Annotated in this window: 4 protein-coding genes; 2 read left to right on the forward strand and 2 right to left on the reverse strand. The window is 68.1% G+C overall.

What is annotated here, in order from left to right; translation table 11 throughout:
* The first annotated feature begins 74 nt into the window (after positions 1-74).
* On the forward strand, positions 75-1,199 hold the full coding sequence (locus tag H5T60_08745; protein MBC7242519.1) for a glycosyltransferase: 1,125 nt from the start codon (positions 75-77) through the stop codon (positions 1,197-1,199).
* A gap of 13 nt (positions 1,200-1,212) precedes the next feature.
* Positions 1,213-3,618 carry a hypothetical protein gene (locus H5T60_08750; GenBank protein ID MBC7242520.1) on the forward strand — a complete coding sequence of 802 codons (2,406 nt, stop codon included), beginning with the start codon at positions 1,213-1,215 and terminating at the stop codon, positions 3,616-3,618.
* Here H5T60_08750 and H5T60_08755 read toward each other — a convergent pair.
* Positions 3,562-5,433 (reverse strand): hypothetical protein, encoded by a 1,872-nt coding sequence (locus H5T60_08755; protein MBC7242521.1) that lies wholly within the window; start codon positions 5,431-5,433, stop codon positions 3,562-3,564. The two genes, H5T60_08750 and H5T60_08755, sit on opposite strands and share 57 nt — an antisense overlap.
* Positions 5,434-5,535: 102 nt before the next feature.
* On the reverse strand, positions 5,536-8,131 hold a 2,596-nt coding region (locus H5T60_08760), incomplete at its 5' end, for an SUMF1/EgtB/PvdO family nonheme iron enzyme (protein ID MBC7242522.1).

Genomic DNA, 8,131 nt, shown 5'->3' on the forward strand with positions numbered 1-8,131 from the left:
GCCGGCCACGGCGCGCGCGACCCTGGCCGCTTACAGTGAGCTGACGCGCTCGCCGGCGGAGAAAGGATACGTCCATGCACGTCTTGCATCTCTACAAGGACTATTTCCCTGTGCTGGGAGGCATCGAGAACCACATCCGGGCGCTGGCGCGGGCGCAGGCGGCGCACGACCATCAGGTGACAGTGCTGGTGACCAGCACCCACCGCCGCACGCACGAGGAGGATGACCAGGGAGTGCGGGTCATCAAGGCCGCACGGCTGGCGGCGCCGGCCTCCACGCCCATCAGCCTGGTCATGCCCCTGCTGGTGCACCGCCAGCGCCCGGACATCATCCATCTGCATTTTCCCTATCCTTGGGGGGAGCTGTCCGCCCTGCTGTGCGGGCCGGCGGCTCCCTGGGTCATGACCTATCACAGCGACATCGTGCGCCAGCGCCGGCTGGAAAGGGCCTACCGTCCCATTCTGAAGCGGGTATTGGACCGCACGGCGCGCATCATCGTCACCAGCCCGCGCTATCTGGAGACCTCTCCCTGGCTGCGCGCCTTCGCCGGCAAATGTCGCGTGGTGCCCCTGGGGGTGGACCTGGCCGTGCTCCAGCGCGTGGACGCTCAGCAGGTGGAGGAGATTCGCCGGCGTTTCCCCGGCCCATTATTGCTCTTTGTCGGCCGCCTGCGCTATTATAAGGGTGTGGACTACCTGATCCAGGCTATGGCGGAGGTGCCGGCAGCGACCCTGCTGGTGGTGGGGGAGGGTCCCATGCGCCGGCCGTGGGAGGAGCTGGCACGGGGCAGTGGGGCGGCCGAACGCATCCGCTTCCTGGGCGAGGTGCCCGACCCCGAACTGCCGGCGTACTATCATGCCTGCGATGTCTTCGTCTTGCCGGCGAGCCAGCGCAGTGAGGCCTTCGGCACGGTCCTGCTGGAAGCCATGGCCTGCGGCAAACCGGTGATCACCACCGAGCTGGGCACCGGCACTTCATGGGTCAACCGACACGGCGAGACCGGGCTGGTGGTGCCGCCGGCGGACCCGGATGCGTTGGCGGGAGCCATCCGAACCCTGCTCTCCAACCCCGACCTGCGGCGCCGAATGGGGGAGGCGGCCCGCCGGCGCGTGGCAGAGGAGTTCACGCTGGAACGAATGGCGGCCGGCGTGGAGCGCATCTATGCGGAGGTGCTGGAGGGCCGGCCGCCGAGCGGGTGAATGCGAGGGACGCATGGGCAGTTGGCTGGTGGGGCAGTTTCTCAGCGCCGCGGCCGCGCTGGCCTGCGAGATTATCCTGACGCGCCTCTTCTCGCTCAGCCAGTGGTATCACTTCGCTTTCCTGGCCATCAGCGTGGCCCTGCTGGGCTACGGCGCCAGCGGCACTTTTCTGGCGGTGACGCGCCGGCGCATTCCCCTTTCCCTGCTGGCCGCCGGCCAGGCGCTGGGCACCGCCGCCGGCTATTTGGCGGCCAATTTCATCCCCTTTGACTCCTTCCGCATCGCCTGGGAGCCGGTGCAGGTGCTCTACATGGCGCTGTACTACCTCAGCCTCACCGTGCCCTTCTTTTTCGCCGGCCTCATCAGCGCCGTACTCCTGGAGCGGCGCGAGCTTCCGGCCGGCCGCGTCTACGCCGCCAACCTAATGGGCTCCGGCGCCGGCTGTCTGCTGAGCCTGGCGCTCCAGCCGTATTTGGCCGGCGTGGGAAGCCTGCTGGCATGCGCCGCGCTGGCCGGCGCCGGCGGAGCAACCTTCGCTGTGGGCGAGGGCCGGCGCTGGCGCATCGGGGCGGCCCTGGCGCTGACCGTCCTGCTGGGGGCGCTGGCGCTCGGCCCGCCGGCCGGCTGGGAGATCCGCCCTTCCCCGTACAAATCCTTGATGCAGGTGCTCCGCCATCCCGGCGCGCGCATCCTGTTCCAGCGCTGGAACGCCTTTTCGCGGGTGGATGTAGTGCAGGCAGAGGGGATCCGCTCGATGCCGGGGATGAGCCTGGGCTATATGCATGCGCCGCCGGCGCAGATGGGCCTGTTCGTGGATGGGGACAACCTCAGCCCGATCCAGATGTCCAGCTCCGCCGCGGACCTGGCGTTCCTCGATTATCTGCCGGAGGCGGTGCTTTTCCAGCTTCGGCCGGGGGCGGATATCGTCATCGTCGAGCCGCTGGCCGGCCTGGCGGTATGGGGAGCACTGCATGGCGGTGCCCGGCACATCACGGCGTTGATGGCCAATCCGCTGGTCTGGCAGGCGGTGGAAGAGACCGCGCCGGCGGACGCCAATCCCTTCCGCGCCCCCAACGTGACGGTCATCTTCGGCGGGGCGCGCAGTTTCCTCCAGCATCCAGGGCACACGTACGATATCGTACAGTTCCCCCTGACGGACAGTTATCATCCGATCCGCTCCGGGGCCTTCAGCCTTTCGGAGAATTATCTGCTGACGGTCGAGGCCATGCGCGCCGGCCTGCGCGCCCTACAGCCGGACGGCATCCTGGCCATCACCCGCTGGCTACAGCTCCCTCCGACGGAATCGGTGCGCGCCGGCGCGTTGGTGGTGGAGGCGCTGGCGGCGGAGGGAGTTGCGGAGCCGGCCCGCCATATTATCGCCCTGCGAAGCTGGTCCACCTGTCTCATCCTGGCCAAGCGCCGGCCCTTCACCCCCCAAGAGATCGGGCTGGTGCGAGCCTTCGCCACTGCCCGCCAGTTTGACCTGGTCACGTATCCCGGGATGTCGGAGGAGGAGTCCAACCGCTTTAACCTCCTGCCCGAACCGGTGTACTATCGGGCCTGGCAGGCCATGCTCACGGCGCGCGACCGCCGGCAGTTTTACCACAGCACCCCTTTCGATCTCACCCCGACCACCGACAACCGCCCCTTCTTCTTCCACTTTTTCACCTGGAAACAGGCGCCGGAGGTCTGGCAGACGCTCGGCATGACCTGGCAGCCCTTCGGCGGGAGCGGGTATTTCGTGCTGATCGCCCTGCTGTTGCTGACCCTGCTGGCCGGCATGGTGCTGGTGCTCCTGCCGCTCTGGCTGCGCGGTGGGCCGGCCGCGCCCCGCCGTCTGCGCGCCGGCACACTGCTGGCCTTCACCTGCCTGGGCCTGGGCTTCATGATGGTCGAACTGCCGCTCCTCCAGCAGTGCATCCTCCTGCTCGACCAACCTACGTACGCCTTTGCCACAGTGCTGTTCACCCTGCTGGTATTCTCTGGAGTAGGCAGTATGATGTCGGCGCGGATGCCGCCGGCCCTGGCCCTCGGCGGCACGGTGCTGGCGGCGCTGGCGCTGGCCGCCGGCCTTTCCCCGCTGGTGCACGCGGCGCTGGGCGCACCGCTGTGGGCCCGCATGGGGCTGACAGAGCTGGCGCTGGCGCCGGCCGGCTGGGTCATGGGGATGCCGCTGGCACGGCTGGTGAGCAGACTACGGGAGCGGGCGCCGGCCCTTATCCCATGGGCATGGGCGGCCAATGGGGTCGCCTCGGTGACCAGCAGTGTGCTGGCCACCATGATGGCGCTGTCCTGGGGGTTTCAGGCGGTGCTGGTGATAGGCGCTGGGGCATACGCCGGTGCGGCGCTGGCCGGCTGGCGGCTAGTCCTCCAGGATGACCAGCAAGCGCACCGCCAGGATAATGATGCCGAGGGCTAACCCTGCCAGCACCCACACCAGGGGCGGGATGAAGACGGTGGGGGGAGCGGCGGATGGCCGCGTCTCCGCGACCGCCGGCGCAGTGGCGGCCTGGGCCGGCATGCCCTCCGGCCGCGTGAAGGACCAGCCGGCCTGTGCCATCTGCACCGGCCCCAGCTCCGCCGGGGATACAGCGCGCACCTCGACCCAGTGAATGATTTCCTCGCCGTCCTGGCCGCTGTCAATGCGCAAATCGAACGGGGTGGGCGCATCCCAATCCGGCTTGACCAACGGGAACTCGGCCAGGCGCCATTCTCCCGTGTTCCCCTTCTGCACGCGGCGCGAGGCCAGCACACCGTCCTGCGCGGGGTATGTGAGGAGAAAGGTGTCACTGCCGCGGTCCAGGTAGATCAGGCGCAGGATGGCCAGCCGGCCGCCCTCTTTGATGTCCTGGCGCCCCTGCCACAGCCCGGAGATCTCCAGATCGAGGACGGATTGGTCGCCGCGAGGGGCCAGGTACAAGCCGGCCGGTATGGAGAGGAGCAAACCGCCAAAGCGCGGCGCCGCCGGCTGGTAGACCACCCGCCAGCCCGCGCTGTCGCGCAGGCTCAGCCCAAAGGCACGGGCGTTATGCCCTTCTTGGTCGAGGTCGGCCGGCAGTCCGAAGAGCACCCACACTCCCGACGCATCCGCCGCGCCGTGTCCCACATAGGCGCCGGCCATTTTCAGCAGATCCAGGCCGGTTTCCTGGCGGATGGCCTGGGCGTTGGTGAGATGCGCCCAGGGGAGGTCGAGCCAGTCAATGCCGGCGCCGACGGCGTCGAGGAGGCCCCAGTAGGTCTGGGAGAGGGAATCGGGATCCGCCAGCCGCCAGCCGATGGGGATGACACCGCGGCGTGGGGTGAGCGCGGCCGGCGCCGGCAGTGCGGTCTGTGCCGCCGGCTGTTCCACCAGCAGTCCAATACGGCCGGCGACATGGGTGTCAATCTGCTCCGCCCTCTGTGGGGCGCGCGCCGGTGTCGTCACCAGCCAGGCCAGCCGGTGCGGGAAATTCCTGGCCATCTGGGTCATCCAGTGGAGCATCCACCGCTCGAAACCCTCCTGTACTGCCGGCTCGAGCTGGGAGCTGTAGGCGCAAACCAGGTCCTGGGTGGGCTGGTCCAGCCCGGCGAACCCCTCCCCGATGCTGATGGCCACCAGATTGGGATAGCGCTCTGGCGCATCGAACTCGCGTGCTAGTGCTTCCAGCAGGGCGTCGGCGCGCGCCTGCCAGCGAGGGTCTTCATACAGGGGCAGGGCCGCCGGCCGATCGCATCCTTCCGGCAGGAGGACGCGACCCACTGGCCGGCCGTCCAGCTCGGGGCGGCCGGGGATGTCCCGATAGACCCAGGCCGGCGTCCAATCGGCGAGACGTTGGGCCGGGCTGGTGGATTCCCCGTGGAAGAGCACGCTGACGGCCGCCGGCCGGCCGCTCTGCTCCGCCGCATTCAGGTATGCCGTGATGCGGGAGAAGTCGTACTGCCCTTCAGCGGGGTTGATCTCCTCCCAGGTGACCTCCACCCAGCCGCCCATGGCCTCCCAGCCGGCGTAGCTCCGCCGCCAGTCCGCGGCATTGAGCGGGCCAAAGGCGCTGTCGTGGAGCAGGAAGGGCCCAGCGGGAATGCCCAGTGACGGGATAGCCGAAGGGGCCGGCGAAGAAAGGGACAGTTTCTCGCCAGGGGGATGGGCGTGCCAGAGGAAACGGCCGCTCTGCCATTCCCGGGCACCGATGAAAAGGGTGCAGATGATGAGGAAGGCAAAGATTGCTCCCGCGACTCGCCGACGAGCGGTTGTCACACTGCCACGCTCCCCATAGGGATGGGAAGAACTATGACGAGGATATCACAGGCCGGCGCGTAGGTCAAGAAAAGGGGATGGAAGGTGCGGGGAAAATCACGGCTATTTCTCTATCCACACCAGGCGGAAGCCGACGTCCGCCTCTCGCGCTGTGGGGAGGGCGCGGTCGCGGCCGGCCACGTTCGCCAGGTTCATTTCCTCGCACCAGGAGCCGCCCCGCAGGGCGCGCGAGGGGGTGCCATTGCCGGCGCTACCCTCGGCGTAGACGTTGGCGCACCACTCCCATACATTGCCGATCATGTCCAGCACACCGCAGGGGCTGGCCCCGCCAGGGAAAAGGCCGGCCGGCGTGGTGCGTTCCAGGCGCAGTTCGGCGGTGTTGGCGGTATCCGGCTTCCACTCGTCGCCCCAAGGCCAGCGGCGCACGCGGCCCGTCTCCGGCTCCCAGCCGGCGGCCTTCAGCCACTGCAGTTCGGTGGGCAGGGCCCCGCCGGCCCAGCGGGCATACGCCTCCGCCTCGTACCAGCTCACACCCACCACCGGATAATTGGGCCGGTTCCACATGGGATCATCCCAGAAGCGCGGCGCCCGGATGCCCTTGCTCTGAATGAACTGCCAGCCCTCCTCGCTCCAGTACTCGCGCGTGCGGTAGCCGCCGGATTGGATGAACTCCGCGAACTGGGCGTTGGTGACTGGCAGGCGGTCAATCTCGAAGCGCTCGACGAACAGGCGGTGGATGCGGCCATTGCTCGCGACAATGATATCCCCGCCAGGGACTGTGACCGTCTGCCCCAGCCGCGGGTCGCCCAGCTCCCCCAGGACGCCGGCGGCCCGCAGTCGGTCGGCAAAGGGGACGCCGTCATGTTCCACAATCCACACCAGGCCGTCCACCACATCCTGCCATAACTGGGCCTCCACGCGGTACTTGCCGATGTCCACCAGGCATTCGCCGGCCAGGATGACCGCCGGCCACCAGCGTGTGCCCCGCTTCACGCCGGCGGCCAGGATGGCCCGCACTAACTGCGAGGCACGCGAGCGGCTGGTGGTGCTCAGATGCGCCGCGGTGAGCAGGATGGTCTCGCGCCACCAGGAGTCATCGAGATGGCGCAGGACAGTAGCGACGTAATCATCGCCGGCCGCGACGTCGCGAGCGGTCAGGTACTCCTGAAAGGTCAGATGGGTGAAAGCATAGCGGCCGGCCTCCCATTCCCGGAAGAGGCCGCTCCGCTCATCCAGGAACTGCAGGAAGGCACGAGCGCGCTGGCGGGAATGTGCCGGCACGGCTGGTTGGGCCGGCACCACCAACTGCGCCAGCCGCTGGGTCAGCAGTTCCTCCACCTGGTGGGCATCCGCGCTGAGCAGGCGGTGCTCATGGTACCAGCGGGCGACCGGTTCCAGGAGGGAGCGCTTTTCCGCTGGGTCGAGGGGGATGTCCATGCCGGCCCATTCGGCCAGCCATTTCGCTTCCTCACCCTCTTTGCCCATATCCCAGTGCCCCAGCAGGAGCTCCGTGCACTCGTCGTACAGCTCCACCCGACGCTGGGGCAAGGTGGCGCGGTAGCGGTGCACCAGGGCGATGACGGTCAGCATCAAGGGGTTAATAGCCAGGGCGCGGATGCGGGGGTTGCTGTCAACAGCATGGAGGAAGTCCTGCGCCGCTTTCTCGGCGCGCTGGCGCACGGCGTCGTTGAGGCCGCCGGCGGCCGCCGCCTCCACGGCCAGGTGCCAGACCTGGGCGAAGCGCCGCACATCCTCCCCGTCGAAGTCACGGATATGACATTCCACAAAGCCGCTGGCAAGGCGGGCGGCGTCGTGATAGCCGCCGGCGCGGCAGGTGACCAGATAGCGGTTGCGCGGATAGCGCGCCACAAAAGCCTCGATAATCTCCCGCACGAACACCCGCTCGTCGTAATCCGCCACCTCATCCAGGCCGTCCAGCATGACCAGGCACCGTCCCTCGTCCAGCAGGCGGGGGAAGAAATCCTCGGGGAGGGGCAGGTTCCACTGGGCGAAGTGCCGGCGGATGAAGTCCAACAGCACAGCCGGCCCAGCCTCCACTACGCCTTCTTCATACCGCACGCGGATGTGCCGCGCCAGATCGCGCAAGGGGAGCAGAAGCGGCACCAATGTCTCCTCGAACCCCAGGCGCTCCCGCATCAGGCGCGGCCAGCGGCCGTCCAGGTGGCGGGCGTAGGTCAGCGCCAGATAGCTGAGGAAGGTGGTTTTGCCGGCGCCCGGGCTCCCGAGGATGACCAGCCGCTTACAGCGCCGCAGAAGCTCTTTCAGCTCCATAGAGAAGGGGCGCTCGCGCACCGGCAGGCGGCGTGCCTCTTCATCGTCATCGCCGGCGTTCAGCTCCTGCATGGGCCGCAGGGTGCTGAGCGGAATATAGATATCTTCCAGCTCCAACGAGAAGGGCTGGCTGGAGCGGATGCCGCGCAGGTTGACCGCGGTGTAGTGCGCCAGCACGTGGTCAATATAGGCCTGGGTGGCGGCGTCGAGCTGGCGCTCGCGCTGGCGCGCGCTCTGCCACTCGTCGTGGGCAGTCACCACCCGCTGGAAGAAGCGCTCAGAGACCCAGGCGAAGGCCTTATTGAAGAAGGTGGCGAAGAAGAGCAGAAGCAAGCCGGCCAGAATCCCCCAGCCGCCGTACTTCTCCAGCCAGGTGAGCAGGTATTTGAAGGCATCACTGCCCGGC

Source organism: Anaerolineae bacterium (assembly GCA_014360855.1).
GTDB lineage: Bacteria > Chloroflexota > Anaerolineae > JACIWP01 > JACIWP01 > JACIWP01.